General features: G+C 75.5%; 3 protein-coding genes. 1 reads left to right on the top strand and 2 read right to left on the bottom strand.

Annotation, left to right across the window (positions count from 1 at the left end):
• Positions 1-9: 9 nt before the first annotated feature.
• Positions 10-14,595, bottom strand: a complete 14,586-nt coding sequence (locus ACFPCV_RS05160; RefSeq protein WP_378054836.1) for a type I polyketide synthase — start codon at positions 14,593-14,595, stop codon at positions 10-12.
• Between the two features lie 24 nt (positions 14,596-14,619).
• On the bottom strand, positions 14,620-15,861 hold the full coding sequence (locus ACFPCV_RS05165; protein ID WP_378054837.1) for a cytochrome P450: 1,242 nt from the start codon (positions 15,859-15,861) through the stop codon (positions 14,620-14,622).
• Positions 15,862-16,116: 255 nt separating this feature from the next.
• On the opposite strand from ACFPCV_RS05165, the gene ACFPCV_RS05170 reads away from it, so the two are divergent.
• On the top strand, positions 16,117-16,869 hold the full coding sequence (locus ACFPCV_RS05170; RefSeq protein WP_378054838.1) for a thioesterase II family protein: 753 nt from the start codon (positions 16,117-16,119) through the stop codon (positions 16,867-16,869).
• Positions 16,870-16,876 lie beyond the last annotated feature (7 nt).

Below are 16,876 nucleotides of genomic sequence, written 5' to 3' on the forward strand. Positions count from 1 at the left end.
CCGCACCGGTCAGGACTTCGAGAACTCCTGGTCCAGAAGCGTGTACAGGTCCTCGGCGGTGGCCGAGTCGAGACTGTCGGGCACCTCGGCGTGCTCGGTGTGCTCTGCGGGGGTGTCGGTCAGCCGGTCGAGCAACGCCCGTAGCCGGGTGGTGAGCGTCCCTCTGTCGGCCATGAGTTCCGCGCCGCCGGGGGCGATCCCGGCCAGCGCCCGCTCCAGCCGGGCCAGTTCGGCGAGGGCGGCCGGTCCCGCGCCTGCCGCGCGCGGTTCGAGGCCGGTGCGCAGGTGCCGGGCGAGGGCTTCGGGGGTGGGGTGGTCGAACACCGTGGTGGCGGGCAGCCGCAGACCGGTGCCGCGGGCGAGGCGGTTGCGCAGCTCGACACCGGTCAGCGAGTCGAGGCCGAGTTCGACGAACCCGCGGCGGGCGTCGACCAGCCCCGGGTTGCCGTAGCCGAGGACGATGGCGGTCTGGGTGCGCACCAGGTCCAGCAGGATGCGGCCACGTTCGGTGTCCGGCGCGGCGGTCAGCTTGCGGCGCAACGCTTCCGCCGAACCGGCCGCCGACGCGGCGCCGCCCGTGCGGACGAGCCCGCGCAGCAGCGGTGCCACCTCGGCGCCCCCGGCCCGCAGCGCCGCCGGGCTGAAACCCATCGGCACCACGAGCGCGTGGCCCGCGGTGAGCGCCTCGTCGAAGAGCCGGAGCCCGTCCTCGGTGGCCATGGGGATGAGGCCGTGGCGGGCGAGACGGCGCAGGTCGGCGTCGGTGAGGTCGCCGGTCAGCGCCGACCGCTGCGCCCACGGACCCCAGGCCAGGGACACGGCGGGGAGGCCGATGGCGGCACGGTGCTGCGCGAGGGCGTCGACATGGGTGTTGGCGGCGGCGTAGTTGCCCTGTCCCGCGCCGCCGAGAACCCCTGCCGCGGACGAGAACAGGGCGAAGATCTCCAGGTCCGCGTCCCGGGTCAGCTCGTGGAGGTTGAGCGCGCCCCGCGCCTTCGGTGCGAGCACGTGGTGCAGGCGCTCGGGGGTGAGTGCGGCGACGACACCGTCGTCGAGCACGGCGGCGGTGTGGGCGACCGCGGTCAGCGGATGCTCGGGCGGTACGGCCGCGAGGACGTCGGCGAGAGCGGCGCGGTCGGCGACGTCGCAGGCGACCACCGTGGCCTGCGCGCCGAGTTCGGCCAGCTCGGCCACGAGTTCGGCGGCGCGGGGGGCGGCCGCGCCGCTGCGGCTGGTGAGGACCAGCCGCCGGTAGCCGTGGACCCGCACCAGGTGCTTCGCCAGTTCCGCGCCGAGCGTGCCGGTCGCACCGGTCACCAGCGCGGTCCCGGCGGCCGGGCGCGCCGCCGTGGTGACGGTCCGCCGTGGCAGGCGAACCAGGCGCGGGGCCAGCGCAACGCCCGCGCGGACGGCGATCTGCGGTTCGCCCTGGGCGCCCGCGGCGGCGATGGCGGCGGGCAGCGCGGTCAGCGAGGCCGGGTCGTCGTCGAGGTCGACCAGGAGGCACCGGCCGGGGTGCTCCGACTGCGCCGACCTGACCAGGCCGTGCACGGGGGCGTGGACCAGGTCGGGGACGGTGTCCCCCGGTCGCGCGGCGACCGCGCCCCTGGTGACGACGACGAGCGTGCGCTCGTCCGTCGACCAGCTCTGGAGCAGCGCCAGCACCTCGGTCAGTGCGTCGGCCGGACCGGTGAACTGGGCGAGCACCACGTCGGCGTCCGGGTCGGCGGCACCGACGCCGAGCGGGTCGGGGCCGTGCAGGGTGACGCGGACCGGCGGGGCGGTCGCGGTGACCGGGCTCCAGTCGACGGCGAAGAGCGATTCGCCGGAGCCGCGCCGCGCCCCGGCGACATCGGCCGCGGCGGGCCTGCACGCCAGCGCGTCGATGGTGAGCACGGGCGCACCGGTCTCGTCGGTCATCCGCACGGCGACCGTGCCGTCGGGCGCGGCGGCCAGCCGGACCCGCAGGGCGGTCGCGCCGTGCGCGTGCAGAGCGAAACCGGTGAAGGAGAACGGGAGTTCGGCGGGGCGGTCCAAGCCGTTGCCGTCGCGCAGGGCACGCGCCATGCCGATGCCGTGGAGCGCGGCGTCGAGCAGGGCGGGGTGCAGGCCGTAGCCGCCCTCGCCGCGCAGGTCCTCGGGCAGTGCCACCTCGGCGTACAGCTCGCCGTCGTGGTGCCAGGCGGCACGCATGCCCTGGAACGCCGGTCCGTAGCCGTAACCGGCCTCGGCGGCGCCCCGGTAGAAGCTGTCGACGTCGACCGGGGTCGCGCCCGGCGGCGGCCACTCGGGGACCGGGTCTCCCGCGGCGGACGAGTCGGCGACCAGGGTGCCGGTGGCGTGCCGGGTCCAGGCGGCGGGGTTGTCGTTCTCGTTCTCGTTGTCGTTCTCGTTGTCGTGGCGGGCGTGGACCGCGACGGCGCGGCGGCCGTCCCGGTCGGGCGCCGCGACGGTCACCTGGAGCCGCACGGTGTCGCGCTCGGCGAGCACCAGCGGGGCCTCCAGGACCAGTTCGTCGACGGCGGGACAGCCGGCCTCGGCGCCCGCGTGCCGGACGAGGTCGAGGAACCCGGTGGCGGGGAACAGGATCGCGCCGAGGACGGCGTGGTCGGCCAGCCACGGCCGCGTGCGGATCGACAGGGTGCCGGTGGCGACGACCCCGCCGTCGGCCAGCGCCACCGTGGTCTCCAGCAGTGGGTGGCCGCCGTCGGCGACCGGGCCCGCGACGGCGGGCTCGAGCCAGTACCGGGTGCGCTGGAACGGGTAGGTCGGCAGGTCCGCGACCGGGCCGGTGCCGGTGAGGGCGGCCAGGTCGACCCGGCCGCCGGCCGCGAAGTACTCGGCGGCGGAACGGGCGACGCGGCCGCCCTGGTCGCGGCGCAGCGTGCCGATGGCGACGGTGCCGGGCAGGTCGGCGTCGGTGACGGCGGCGGTGAGCACGGGGTGGGGGCTGGTCTCCACGAAGAACCGGAAACCCTGTTGCGCCAACGCACGCACGCCGCGTTCGAACTCGACGGTCTGGCGCAGGTTGCGGTACCAGTAGGCGGCGTCGAGACCGGTGCCGTCCAGCCAGCAGGAGTCCACTGTGGACCAGAAGGGGACGGTGGCCGCGCGGGGCCGGATGCCCGCGAGGGTGGTGAGCAGCTCGTCGCGGATGCGTTCGACGTGCGCGGTGTGCGAGGCGTAGTCGACGGGGACGCGCTTGGCCCGCACGCGGTCGGCGGCCAGGTCGGCCAGCAGTTCGTCGAGCGCGTCCGCGTCACCGGCGACGACGGTGGCGGCGGGCCCGTTGACGGCGGCGACGGCGAGTTCCCCGTCCCGGCCCGCCAGCCGGTCCCGCACGGCGTCGGCGGCCAGTGGCACCGCCACCATGCCACCCAGCCCGGACAGTGCGGTGATCGCCTTGGCACGCAGCGCGACGACGGCGGCGGCGTCCGCCAGCGACAGCGCGCCTGCCACGCAGGCGGCGGCGATCTCCCCCTGGGAGTGCCCGATCACCGCGTCCGGCTCGACGCCGAGCGACCGCCACACCGCGGCCAGCGACACCAGCACCGCGAACAGGGTGGGCTGGAGGACGTCGACGCGATCCAGCGCGGCGCCGTCGAGCACCTCGCGCAGCGACCAGTCGACGTGCGGCGCGAGTGCCCGCTCGCAGGCGTCGACGCTGTCGGCGAACACCGGCGAGGTCGCCATCAGCTCACCGGCCATGCCCGCCCACTGCGAGCCCTGGCCGGGGAACACGAACGCGGTCCTACCCGTTCCGGCCTCCCCGGTCACCGCGGCGGCCGGTTCCTGGTCGGCGGCGACGGCGGTCAGCGCGGCGCGCAGGGCGTCACGGTCACGGCCGAGCAGGACGGTCCGGTGCTCGAACACCGGCCGCGCGGCCAGCCCTCTGGCGACCTCCCCGACGGTCGTCTCCGGGTGGCGCTCCAGGTGACCGGCCAGCCGCCGCGCCTGGTCGCGCAGGGCGGCGGGGTTCCTGGCGGTGAGCACCCACGGGACGTCCCCGCCGGGTTCCGCCGTGGCCTCGGCGGGCCGGGCGTCGTACTGCTCGATGACGGCGTGGGCGTTGGTGCCGGTCCCGCCGAAGGCCGAAACGCCTGCCCGGCGCGGGTGGCCGGTCCGCGGCCACGGCCGGGACTCGGTCAGCAGCGACACCGCGCCCGCCGACCAGTCGACCTCGGGCGTGGGTTCGTCCACGTGCAGCGTCCGCGGGAGGACGCCGTGGCGCAGCGCCATGACCGCCTTGATCACCCCGGCGACGCCGGCGGCCGAGCTGGTGTGGCCGATGTTGGACTTCACCGAGCCCAGCCACAGCGGCTCGTCCCGGTCCTGGCCGTAGGTGGCGATGATCGCGTCCGCCTCGATCGGGTCGCCGAGGGTGGTGCCGGTGCCGTGCGCCTCCACGACGTCCACTTCGGACGGTTGGAGCCGGGCGTTGGCCAGCGCCTGGCGGATGACCTGCTGCTGCGCGAGGCCGTTGGGGGCGGACAGGCCGTTGGACGCGCCGTCCTGGTTGACCGCGGAACCGCGGATCACCGCGAGCACCGGGTGGCCGTTGCGCCGCGCGTCGGAGAGCCGTTCGACCAGCAGCACGCCCACGCCCTCGCCCCAGCCGATCCCGTCGGCCCCGGCGGCGAACGGTTTGCAGCGGCCGTCGGCGGCCAGGCCGCGCTGCCTGCTGAACTCGGTGAACGACACCGGCGACACCAGCACGGCGACACCGCCGGCCAGGGCCATGTCGCACTCGCCTGCCCGCAGCGACTGGCAGGCGAGGTGGATGGCCACGAGCGACGACGAGCACGCCGTGTCGACGGTGACCGCAGGGCCTTCGAGCCCGAAGGTGTAGGAGACCCGCCCGGAGGTGCCCGCGGTCCCGGAACCGAAGAGGAAGTAGCCCTCGGCCTCACCACCGGGCCGCCCGCCGACGCCGTACCCGGCGAAGGACGCGCCGACGAACACACCGGTGCGGCTGCCGCGCAGCGTGCCGGGGTCGACCCCGGCACGTTCGAACGCCTCCCAGCCCGCCTCCATCAGCAGCCGCTGCTGCGGGTCGATGGCGACGGCCTCGCGGGGGCTGACGCCGAAGAACCCGGCGTCGAAACCGGCCGCGTCGTGGACGAAGGCACCCTGGGAGGTGTAGGAGGTGCCGGGGTGGTCGGGGTCGGGGTGGAACAGGTTCTCCAGGTCCCAGCCGCGGTCGGCCGGGAAGTCGCCGACGGCGTCACCGCCCGCGCTGACCAGGTCCCACAGCTCGTCCGGCGAGGTGACCCCGCCGGGGTAGCGGCAACTCATGGCGACGATGGCGATCGGCTCGTCGGAGGCGACGGTGGCCGTGGCGTCGCGGACCGGGCCGCGTTCGCCGAGCAGATCGGCCAGCAGGTGCGCCGACAGGGCGGTCGCGGTGGGGTGGTCGAAGACCGCCGAGGTCGCCAACCCGCGGCCAGTGGCCGCGCGCAACCGGTTGCGCAGCGCGACGGCGGTGACCGAGTCGAAGCCGAGGTCGCGGAACGCCCGGTCGGGTTCGACGGCGGACGGGTCGGCGTAGCCGAGCGCGGCGGCCGCCTCGGCGCGCACCAGGTCGAGCAGGAACGGCGCGCGGTCGGCCTCTGCCATCTCCGCGAGCCGCCGCCGCAGGTCGGTCCCGGCTTCGTCGTCGGGTTCCGCCTCGGTCAGCGCGGCGCGGACCTCGGGGATCTCGCCGACCAGGGGTCGGCCGCGGGCCGCGGTGTAGGTGGGCAGGAAGGCGGGCCAGTCGATGTCGGCGACGGTCAGCGCGGTCTCCCCCGCGCCGACGGCCTGCGCGAGCGCCAGCAGCGCCAGGTCCGGGTCCATGGTGCGCAGGCCCCGGTCGCCGAGGCGGGCGGCGGTGGCGGCGTCGGTCATGCCGCCACCGGCCCAGCCGCCCCAGGCGAGCGCGGTGGCGGGCAGGCCACGGTCCGCGCGCCGCCTGGCGATGGCGTCGAGGTGGGCGTTGGCCGCGGCATAGGCGGCCTGGCCGGCGCTGCCCCACACGCCCGCACCCGAGGAGAACAGGACCAGCGGGCCGTCGGTCAGCTCGTCGAGGATCTCCGCGCCCGCGATCTTGCCCGCGAGTACGTGAGCCAGCGCGGCGGCGTCGAGGTCGGCCAGAGCGGTGGTCTGGGTGACGCCCGCGGTGTGCACGACGGCGTCGACGGGATGGCGGGCGAGCAGGTCGGCGACGGCGGACCGGTCCGCGGTGTCGCACGCCTCGACCACCACGGGCACGTCCGGCGCGGCCTCGGTGCAGGCGGCGACGATCGCGCCGGCTCCTGGCGCGGCCGGGCCGGAGCGGCTGGTCAGCACGATCCGGGTCGCGCCGTTCGCGGCGAGCCAGCGGGCGACGCGACCACCGAGCGCGCCGGTGCCGCCGGTGACCAGCACGGTCCCCTCGGGCCGCCACGCGGGCGCCGGTCCCGCCACGGCACGGACGAGGCGACGGGCGAGCACGCCCGCCGGGCGGAGGGCGACCTGGTCCTCGGTGCCGTCGGCGAGGACGGCGGCGAGGTCGGCGAGCGCCCGGTCGTCGAGGGTCTCGGGGAGGTCGACGAGGCCGCAGCGCAGTTCGGGGCGCTCCAGCGCGGTCACCACGCCCAGGCCCCAGACCTGGGCGTGCGCGGCGGCGTGGATCCGGTCGTCGGGTGCGGTGGCCACCGCGCCGCCGGTCGCCAGCCACAGCGGTGCGCGGACGTCGGCGGCGACGAGGGCGTTGACCAGGCCGAGGGTGGCGGCGGTGCCGCGCGGCACGCCGGAATCGTCCTCGGCGTCGAACGCCAGCAGCGACAGCACGCCGTCGACCGGTGTGCCCGGCTCGAACACCGGGACCGCGGTGGCGACCGCGCCCGCGGCGGTCAGTGCGGCGACACACCGGGCGGTGCGGTCGTCGGTGGGGTCGCCGACGACCAGCCAGGAGCCGGACAGGGCCGCGCCCGCGGGCCGGACCGGCCGCCAGTCGACCCGGTAGCGCCAGTTGTCCACAATGGACTGGCCGCGCTTGCTCCTGCGCCAGGTGGCGAGCGGGGGCAGCAGGTCGGCGGCGGCGTCGGCGGGGACGGACAGGGTCGTGGCGAGGCCGTCGCGGTCGCCGCGCTCGACGGCGTCCCAGAAGGCGGCCTCGGCGGGGTCGGCGGCGGCCGGGGCGGGCGCGTCGAGCCAGTAGCGGTCCCGGCCGAACGGGTAGGTCGGCAGGTCGACGGGCGCACCGGTGCCGGTCAGGGCCGCGAGGTCGACCGGGGCGCCGTTGGCGTACAGCTCGGCGAACGCGCCGGTCAGCCGGTCCGGTCCGCCGTCGTCGCGGCGCAGCGAGCCGACGGCGACGAGGTCGGCCGACACGGCCTCGCCGACGTCGCCGACCGCGCCGAGCAGGACCGGGTGCGGGCTGATCTCGACGAAGAACCGGTGGCCGTCGGCGGCCAGTGCGGCCACCCCGGCCTCGAACTCCACGGTCTCGCGGGTGTTGCGGTACCAGTACTCGGCGGCCATGGTCGCGGTGTCGATCCACCCGACGTCCACAGTGGACATCATGGGCACGGCCGCGGTGCCGGGGCGGATGCCGTCGAGCACGTCGAGCAGGTGGTCGCGGATGAGGTCGACCTGGGCCGAGTGCCCGGCCCACGCCGCCGGGACCCGCTTGGTGCGCACGGACTCCGCCCCACACAGCGCTTCCAGGTCGTCCAGGGCGTCGCGGTCGCCCGCCACCACGACGGACTCCGGCCCGTTGACGGCGGCCACGGACAGCCTGCCGTCCCACCGGGGCAGCCACGCGCGGACCCGCTCCGCGGTCGCGGCGACGGAGGTCATCCCGCCCCGGCCGACCAGACCGGCCCCGGCCTTGCTGCGCAGTGCGATGATCCGGGCGGCGTCGGCCAGGTCGAGCCCGCCTGCGACGTGCGCGGCGGCGATCTCGCCCTGGGAGTGGCCGATGACCGCGTCCGGCTCGACCCCCAGCGACCGCCACACGGCCGCCAGCGACACCAGCACGGTGAACAGCGCGGGCTGCACGACGTCGACCCGGTCCAGCGACGGTGCCCCCTCGACGCCGCGCAGGACGTCGAGGACCGGCCAGTCCACGTGCCGTTCGACGGCGTCGGCGCACTCCGCGGCCTTCTGCGCGAACACCGGCGAGGTCGCCAGCAGCTCGCGGGCCATGCCGGTCCACTGGGAGCCCTGACCGGGGAAGACGAACACGACCTTGCCCGGCTTGGCGGTGCCGCGCACCAGACCGGGGCTGGTGCGGTCCTCGGCGAGCGCGGTGAGCTGCCGGTCACGGTCGGGGCCGGTGAGCACGGCGCGGTGCTCGAAGGCGGTGCGGGTGGTGGCCAGCGCCCTGGCGGTGTCGGCGTCGGCGTGCGGCCCGGCGGCGAGCAGGCGGCGGGCCGCACGCGCCAGCGCGGGCGCCGTGCGGGCCGACAGCACCCATGGCAGCCGCCCGTCCCCGGCCGCCGGGGCCGCGGGCGGGGCCTGCGCGGCGGGCGGGGCGTCGTACTGCTCGATGACGGTGTGCGCGTTGGTGCCGCTCATGCCGAACGAGGAGACCGCGGCCCGGCGCGGGCGGCCGGTCGCCGGCCACGGCACGGTGCCGGTGAGCAGCTCCACGTCCCCGGCGGACCAGTCGACGTGCGGCGAGGGCGCTTCGACGTTCAGTGTCGATGGCAGCGTCCCGTTCCGGATGGCCAGCACCATCTTGATCACCCCGGCGACGCCCGCCGCGGCCTGGGTGTGCCCGATGTTGGACTTGATGGAGCCCAGCCGCAGCGGCCGCTCCCGGTGCTGCCCGTAGGTGGCGAGCAGGGCACCGGCCTCGATGGGGTCGCCGAGCGCGGTGCCGGTGCCGTGCGCCTCCACCGCGTCCACTTCGGACGGTGCGAGTCCGGCGTCGGCCAGTGCAGCCCGGATGACCCGCTGCTGGGCGGCGCCGCTGGGCGCGGTGAGCCCGTTGGAAGCGCCGTCGGAGTTGATCGCGGAGCCGCGGACCACCGCGAGTACGGGATGCCCGTTGCGTTCCGCGTCGGAGAGCCGCTCGACCAGCAGCATGCCGACGCCCTCGCCCCAGCCGGTGCCGTCGGCGGCGGCGGAGAACGCCTTGCAGCGGCCGTCCGGGGCGAGCGCGCCCACCTGCCCGCTGTCGACGAACATCGCCGGGTTGGTCATCACGGTCACGCCGCCCGCCAGCGCCATCGTCGCCTCGCCCGCGCGCAGGGCGCGCACGGCCAGGTGCAGGGCGACCAGCGAGGACGAGCACGCCGTGTCGACGGTGAGCGCGGGGCCCTCCAGGCCGAACGCGTAGGCGACGCGGCCGGACAGCACGCTGGTGGCCGCGCCGGTGAGCATGTGGCCCCGGGTGCCCTCTGGCAGGTCGAACTGGCCGAAGCCGTAGGCGGAGTTGGCGCCGCCGACGAACACCGCGGTGCGGCTGCCGCGCAGGGACGCCGGGAGGATGCCCGCCCGCTCGACCGCCTCCCACGAGGTCTCCAGCAGCAGGCGCTGCTGCGGGTCCATCGCCAGCGCCTCTCGGGGGCTGATGGCGAAGAAGGCCGGGTCGAAGCGGTCGGCGTCGTCGACGAAGCCACCGACGGGGGTGGCGCCCGCGGCGGTGACCGCGCCGATGTCCCAGCCACGGTCGGCCGGGAATTCGCGCAGCGCGTCGACGCCGTCGGCGACCAGCCGCCACAGGTCCTCGGGCCCGGCGACGCCGCCGGGGAACCGGCAGGCCATGCCGATGATCGCGATCGGTTCGTCGGCCGCGAGCGCGGTGGCGGTCGCCTCGGTCGTCCCGCCGCCGAGGTCGCGGTGCAGGCGGTCGGCGAGGGCGTCGGGGGTGGGGTGGTCGTAGACGACGGTCGTCGGCAGCGCGACGCCGGTCGCGGCGACGAGCCGGTTGCGCAGTTCGACGGCGGCCAGCGACCCCACGCCGAGTTCGGCGAAGGGCCGGTCGGCGACGACGTCGTCCGCCGAGGCGAACCCGAGGGTGGCGGCGGCGGTCGTGCGGACGAGGTCCAGCAGGGCGGCGCGGCGGTCGGCCGCCGACAGCGCGGTCAGGCGGGGGCCCGCCGCGCCTGCGCCCCGCCGGACCGGCCGGATCAGCTCGTGCAGCAGGTGCGGTGGGCTGCCGCCGAAGCCTGCCGGGTTCAGCCGGACCGGCACGACGGCGGGGTGGTCGAGGCGCAGGGCCTGGTCGAGCAGGGCGAGCGCGTGCGCCGGGTCCAGCGGCGGGAGACCGGAGCGGGCGATGCGGGCGCGGTCGGCGTCCGCGAGCGCACCGACCATGCCGCCTTCGGTGTCCCATGGGCCCCACGCGAGGGAAAGCGCGGGCAGCCCGGCCTGGCGGCGGCGGGCGGCGAGCGCGTCGAGGACGGCGTTGGCGGCGGCGTAGTTGCCCTGGCCGGGGCTGCCCATCGTGCCGGCGATCGAGGAGAACAGGACGAACGCGGTGAGGTCGGCGTCGGCGGTCAGTTCGTGGAGGGTGAGCGCGGCGTCGGCCTTGGGCGCGAACACCTGGTCGAGCGCTTCCGGCGCGAGCGTGGCGACCAGGCCGTCGTCGACCACCCCCGCGGTGTGGAAGACCGCGCCGACGGGGTGGTCGGCGAGGAGTGCGGCGAGCGCGACCGGGTCGGCGACGTCGCAGGACGCGACGACGACGGCGGCGCCGAGTGCGGTCAGCTCGGCCGTCAGCTCGGCCGCGCCGTCGGCGTCCGGGCCCCGGCGGCTCGTCAGCACCAGCTCGCGGACGCCGTACGCGGTGACCAGGTGCCGGGCGAGCAGGCCGCCGAGCATGCCGGTGCCGCCGGTGATCAGGACGGCCCGCCCGGGATCGACGACGAACGGCACGTTGTCCTGAGTGGACACGCGGGAGAGCCGGGGGGTGAACAGACTGGTCCCGCGCAACGCGACCGCGGGCTCCCCGGTGGCGACGGCGATCTGGACGGCGGCGTCCACCTCGCCGTCGGTGTCGACCAGCACGATGCGGCCCGGGTGCTCGGCCTGGGCGGAGCGCACCAGGCCCCAGCAGGCCGCGCCCACCGGGTCGGGAGCGGGATCGTCGCGACGGACGGCGACCGCGCCCCTGGTCGCGATCACCAGGTCCTCGGTGCCGGTGCTCGCCAGCCAGTCCTGGAGCACGGAGAGCACGCTCTGGACGCCGCGGCGCAGGTCGGCGCTGTACGGCTCGGCCACCGCCACACCCCGGTCGGCGACCTGGACGCGGTGCAGCATCGTCTCGTCGAACAGCGCACGGAACCCGCGCTCGCCCGCCCGCGCCGGTGCGGGCGCGACGGTGCGTTCGCGCCACTCGACGCGGTAGAGGTCGTCGGCGCCCGTCGCAGCGGCCGGAAGGTCCCAGGTGGACAGGACGACGCGGTCGGCGGAGAGCACCGGCCGGTCATCGGCGTCCACCGCGAGGACGGCGACCGCGTCCCCGCCCACCGGGGTGAGCCGTACGCGCAGCGCGGTGGCGCCTGCCGCCCACAGGGTGACGCCCGACCAGGTGGTGGCCGCTGCGCCGTCGAAGGCGGCGTCGAGCAGGGCGGGGTGCAGGCCGTAACGATCGGGACGTTCCCCGTCGGGCAGGGCGACCTCGACGGCGCTCTCGGTGGTGGTCCAGGCGGGTTCGGCGGCCCGGTCCTGCGGGGCGAGCACGCCGCGGGCGTGCGGGGCCCACGGGCGGCCGGACCAGCCGCGGTCGGTCCCCGGGTCCTCGGCGCGGGCGTAGACGGTGAACGCCCGGCGGCCGGCCGCGTCGGGGGCGTCCACCCGCAGCTGCACCTGGAGCGCACCAGCTGCCGGGAACGGCAGCGCGGTGTCGACGGCCAGTTCGGTGAGGTGCCCGCAGCCGACCTGGTCGCCGGCCCGGATCGCGAGTTCGACGAACGCCGTGCCGGGCACGGCGTCGTGCCCGGCCAGCCACGGCTGGGCACGCGCGGACAGCCGGGCGGTGAACAGGTAGTCGTCGCCGCCCGCGACCCCGATGCCGGAGCCGAGCAGCGCGTGGTCGGTCACGCCGAGCCCGGCGTCGGCCACGTCGCCCCGCCGCACGGCGGGGGCGGGCCAGAACCGCAGGCGAGCGAAGGGATGGGTGGGCAGGTCGACGCGCCTGCCCTCGGGAACCACCTGGGTCCAGTCGACGGTCGCGCCGCGCACCCAGGCGCCCCCGACGGCGGTGAGCAGGGTCGCGGCCTCGTCGCGCCCACCGCGCAGCACCGCGGCGGAGTCCTCGACGTGTGCGGACAGCACTGGATCGGGCCCCAGTTCGAGGAACGACGTCACGCCCTGCTCGCGCAGCCACGCGACCCCGTCGGCGAACCGGACGGTGTCGCGCACCTGCCGCACCCAGTACGCCGGGTCGGTCACCGCGCCGGGCAACGGAATCCGGGGTTCGTGGTAGGACAAGGACGCCGCGACGGTGGCGAAGTCGGCGAGCATCGGCTCCATCAGCCTGGAGTGGAACGCGTGGGACACGACAAGCCGCTTGACCCGCCGCCCCTCGGCACGCCAACGCTCCTCCAGAGCGTCGATCTCGGCCTCGGTACCCGACACCACCAGCGACGTCGCACTGTTCACCGCCGCGAGGTCGACACCAGCCGGAACGTCCTCTTCGGACACTTCCGCCGCCAGCATCGCCCCACCCGAAGGCAAAGCAGCCATCAACCGGCCACGAGCAGCGACCATGGCGCAGGCGTCGTCCAACGACAGGACCCCAGCGACGTGTGCGGCCGAAATCTCACCGATCGAGTGCCCCAGCAGGAAGTCCGGGCGGACGCCCCACGACTCCAGCAACCGGAACAGCGCGACCTCCAGCGCGAAGATCGCGGCCTGCGCACCATCGGTCCGGTTCAGCAACTCCTCGTCGTCGACCGGGACCCGGTCGAACCGCGCACACACCTCCTCCCAGGCCCGCGCGAAAAGCGGGAACGTTTCGCGGAGTTCCCGCCCCATCCCGATCCGCTGGGCACCCTGACCGGTGAACAGGAACGCCAGACCGCCCGGCACCACCGCACCGTCGACCAGGTCGTCCCCCACCAGAACGGCACGGTGCGTCAACCGCGCCCGGGTGGTGGCCAGCGAGAACGCCACATCGGCCACGGGTGCGGTGAGCGCGCGAACGGACTCGACCTGCTCCCGCAGCGCCTCGGCCGACCCCGCCGACACCACGAGCGGTGCGGGCGCACCCGGCACCGCGTCCGGCTCGGCGGCCTCGACCGCCGGTGCTTCCTCGATGATGACGTGCGCGTTGGTCCCGCTCACGCCGAACGCGGACACCCCGGCCCGCCGGGGTGTCCCACCCGCGGGCCACGGCCGGGACTCCGCGAGCAGCGACACCGCGCCCGCCGACCAGTCGACCGCCGACGTCGGCGCGTCGACGTGCAGGGTCGCGGGCATGGTCGAGTGCCGCAACGCCATGACGGCCTTGATCACCCCGGCGACCCCGGCCGCCGACTGCGTGTGCCCGATGTTGGACTTCACCGATCCCAGCCACACCGGCGAGTTCCTGGCCTGCCCGTAGGTCGCCAGGATGGCCTGCGCCTCGATCGGATCGCCAAGCCGCGTGCCGGTGCCGTGCGCCTCCACCATGTCCACATCGGACGGTGAAAGCCGGGCCAGCGCCAACGCCTGCAGGATGACCCGCTGCTGCGACGGTCCGTTCGGCGCGGTCAGGCCGTTGGACGCGCCGTCGGAGTTGACCGCGGAACCCCGCACCACGGCCAGCACCGGCCGGCCGGCACGGACCGCGTCGGACAGCCGTTCCACCAGCAGCACCCCGGCGCCCTCGCCCCAGCCGGTCCCGTCGGCCGCGTCCGCGAACGGCTTGCACCGGCCGTCGGCGGCCAGACCGCGCTGTTTGCTGAACTCGGTGAACACGCCCGGCGTGGCCATCACGGTCACCCCACCCGCCAGCGCCATGGTCACCTCGCCCCGCCGCAACGACTGCACCGCGAGGTGCAGGGCCACCAGCGACGACGAGCACGCCGTGTCGATCGTGACGGCGGGCCCTTCGAGACCGAAGGTGTAGGCGACGCGCCCGGAGACCACGGCGGAGGCGCCGCCGGTCAGCAGGTACCCCTCGGTCTCGTCGGGGGAGGCGCCCGCCACCGAGAGGTAGCCCTGGTCGTTGGTGCCCGCGAACACGCCGACCCGGTTGCCGCGCAACGAGGTCGGGTCGATCCCCGCCCGCTCGAACGCCTCCCAGCACGTCTGGAGCAGCAGCCGCTGCTGCGGGTCCATCGCCAGCGCCTCGCGCGGGGTGATCCCGAAGAACACCGGGTCGAACTCCGCCGCGCCGGACAGGAACCCGCCCCGGGAGGCGTAGCTGGTGCCCGGGGAGTCGGGGTCGGCGTCGAACAGCGCGTCGAGGTCCCAGCCGCGGTCGTCGGGGAACGGTCCGACCCCGTCGCCGCCGGACGCGACCAGCCGCCACAGGTCCTCCGGTGACTCGACGCCGCCCGGGTAGCGGCACGCCATGCCGGTGATGGCGATGGGCTCGGTGTCGCCGTCCTCCCATTCGCGCAGGCGCTGCTTTGTCCGGCGCAGATCGGCGGTGACCAGCTTGAGGTAGTCGCGAAGGGTCTTCTCGTCAGCCATGGGGACCTCATTCACGCCGGGTGGTCAGCGGACCGCGACCGGGAACTGCAGCATTCCGCGGATGATGTAGGACTTGCGGCGGCGGATCGGGCCGATCCGCCGCACGTCGGGCAGCCTGTCGGCGACCGCGGCCAGCGCGACCTCGCCCTCCAGCCGGGCCAGCGCCGCGCCGAGACAGAAGTGGATGCCAAGGGAGAACGACAGCAGCTCCCGGCTCCTGGGCCGGAACACGTCGAACCGCTCGGGGTCCGGGTAGACACCGGGGTCGCGGTTGGCCGCGCCCGCCAGGATCGCCAGCTGGCTGTCCACCGGCAGCGTCACGCCGCCGATCTCCAGCTCCTCCTGGACGACCCGCCGGTACTGCTGGGTTGGCGTCTCGAACCGCAGCGTCTCCTGGATCACCGCGGGCGCCAGCGACGGGTCGTCGCGGAACGCGGACCACTGGTCGGGGTGCTCCAGCATCAGGTGCAGCGCGTTGGCGATCAGGTTGACCGTGGTCTCGACGCCGCCGAGGGTGAGAAACGCCAGCAGCGGCACGAGTTCCGCCATCGACAGGTGCTCCTCGGCCAGGGCGGGCAGCAGGTCCGACACCAGGTCCTCACCCGGGTCGGCGCGCCGCCTTGCGATGATGTCGGCGAAGATCGCGTGCATCTGCGCGGTGGAACGGGACACGTCCTCGACCAGCTCCAGCGACGGCTCCCCGTCGACCAGGTGCATCATCCGCCGGGTCAGGGCGAACATCTCCGGCTGGTGCTCGCGCGGCACGCCGATCAGCTCGCCGATGACGTACATGGGCAACTGCTGGGCGAAGGCGGTCATGAAGTTGAACCGGGCGGGCCCGGCGAGGACCCTGTCGAGCAGTTCGTCGCAGAACCGCTCGATCCTCGGCCGCCAGGACTCCATCCGGCCCGGGTTGATCGCGTGGATCGTCAGCTTGCGCAGCCTGCTGTGGTCGGGCGGGTCCATGCCCAGCATCGAGTTGTCGAACTCGACCGACTGCGGCGCGCGCTCCCCGGAGACCATGCGCACGCCGAACCGGCGGTCCCGCAGCACTTTGCCCGCCAGAGCGTGGTCGGGCACCAGCCAGGTGCCCAGCGCGCTGCGCGAGACCGGGCCCCGCGCGCGGATCTGTTCGTAGAGGGGGTACGGGTTCTCCGGCGCTCCCAGCAGGACCGCGTAGGGATCGCCCTGCTCGCCCGCGGCGGCGACGTACTCGCGCCACACCGCCAGTTGCGCCCGCGTCCGTTCGATTGTGTCCGTTGCCATCCACCGCTCCCGCACACGACTCCCGGCCCGGACCGCCCCGGTGCCCTCGGCCAACGAAACCGACGCCGTGCCCCTAGCAACAACCCCTACCGGCACCGATCGGACGCGATCGGGCCACGCGAAACCACCGGACGGGCCGGCCAGGGGTTGTGCCGGACCGGCCGCGCGCCGCACGTTGGCACGTGCGGACCGGGCGCGAGTGCCCGTCCGGCAAGGCGCACCTGCCCCGCAGACCGAATGGACGGGAACGAGACCATGACCCACACCGCCCCGGCGACCGACCTGTGGCTGCGCCGGTACCACACAGCGCCGGACGCCACGCACCGGTTGGTCTGCCTGCCGCACGCCGGTGGGTCGGCCAGCTACTTCTTCGGCGTCGCGGGGAGCCTCGCCCCCACCGTCGACGTGCTCGCCGCCCAGTACCCGGGGCGGCAGGACCGCCGCACCGAGCCGTGCGTGGCGACCATCACCGAGCTCGCCGACCTGCTCGCCGCCCAGGTGGCGCGCGTCGCCGACAAGCCGCTGTCCCTCTTCGGGCACAGCATGGGCGCCGTTCTGGCGTTCGAGATCGCCACCCGGCTCGAGGCCGATGGCGTGCGGCCGCACTCGATCATCGTCTCCGGCCGCCGCGCCCCCGGCACCGTCCGCGACGAGCGCGTCCACCTTCGCGACGACGACGGCCTCGTCGCCGAGATCCGGTCGCTGTCGGGCACCGACGCCAAGGTCATGCAGGACGAGGAACTCCTGCGCATGGTGCTGCCCGCGATCCGCAGCGACTACCGCGCCGTCGAGACCTACCGGGGAGAGCCGGGCCGCACGGTCTCCGCCCCGATCCACGCCCTCGTCGGCGAGCGCGACCCGAAGGCCACTGTGGACGAGGTCCGCCGCTGGGAGGAGCACACCACCGGCCCCTTCGCGTTGAAGGTCTTTCCCGGCGGCCACTTCTACCTCGACCGCCACGTCCCCGAGGTGCTCGGCCTGATCCGGGCAGCGCTCGGGGCCGCCTGACCCGGGG

The organism is Actinophytocola glycyrrhizae (assembly GCF_042653545.1).
Classification (GTDB): Bacteria; Actinomycetota; Actinomycetes; order Mycobacteriales; family Pseudonocardiaceae; genus Actinophytocola; species Actinophytocola glycyrrhizae.

What these genes read in the sequence shown, in the direction of transcription:
- ACFPCV_RS05160 (WP_378054836.1), bottom strand. Translation starts at nt 14,595, where the DNA reads ATGGCTGACGAGAAGACCCTTCGCGACTACCTCAAGCTGGTCACCGCC.
- ACFPCV_RS05165 (WP_378054837.1), bottom strand. Translation starts at nt 15,861, where the DNA reads ATGGCAACGGACACAATCGAACGGACGCGGGCGCAACTGGCGGTGTGG.
- ACFPCV_RS05170 (WP_378054838.1), top strand. Translation starts at nt 16,117, where the DNA reads ATGACCCACACCGCCCCGGCGACCGACCTGTGGCTGCGCCGGTACCAC.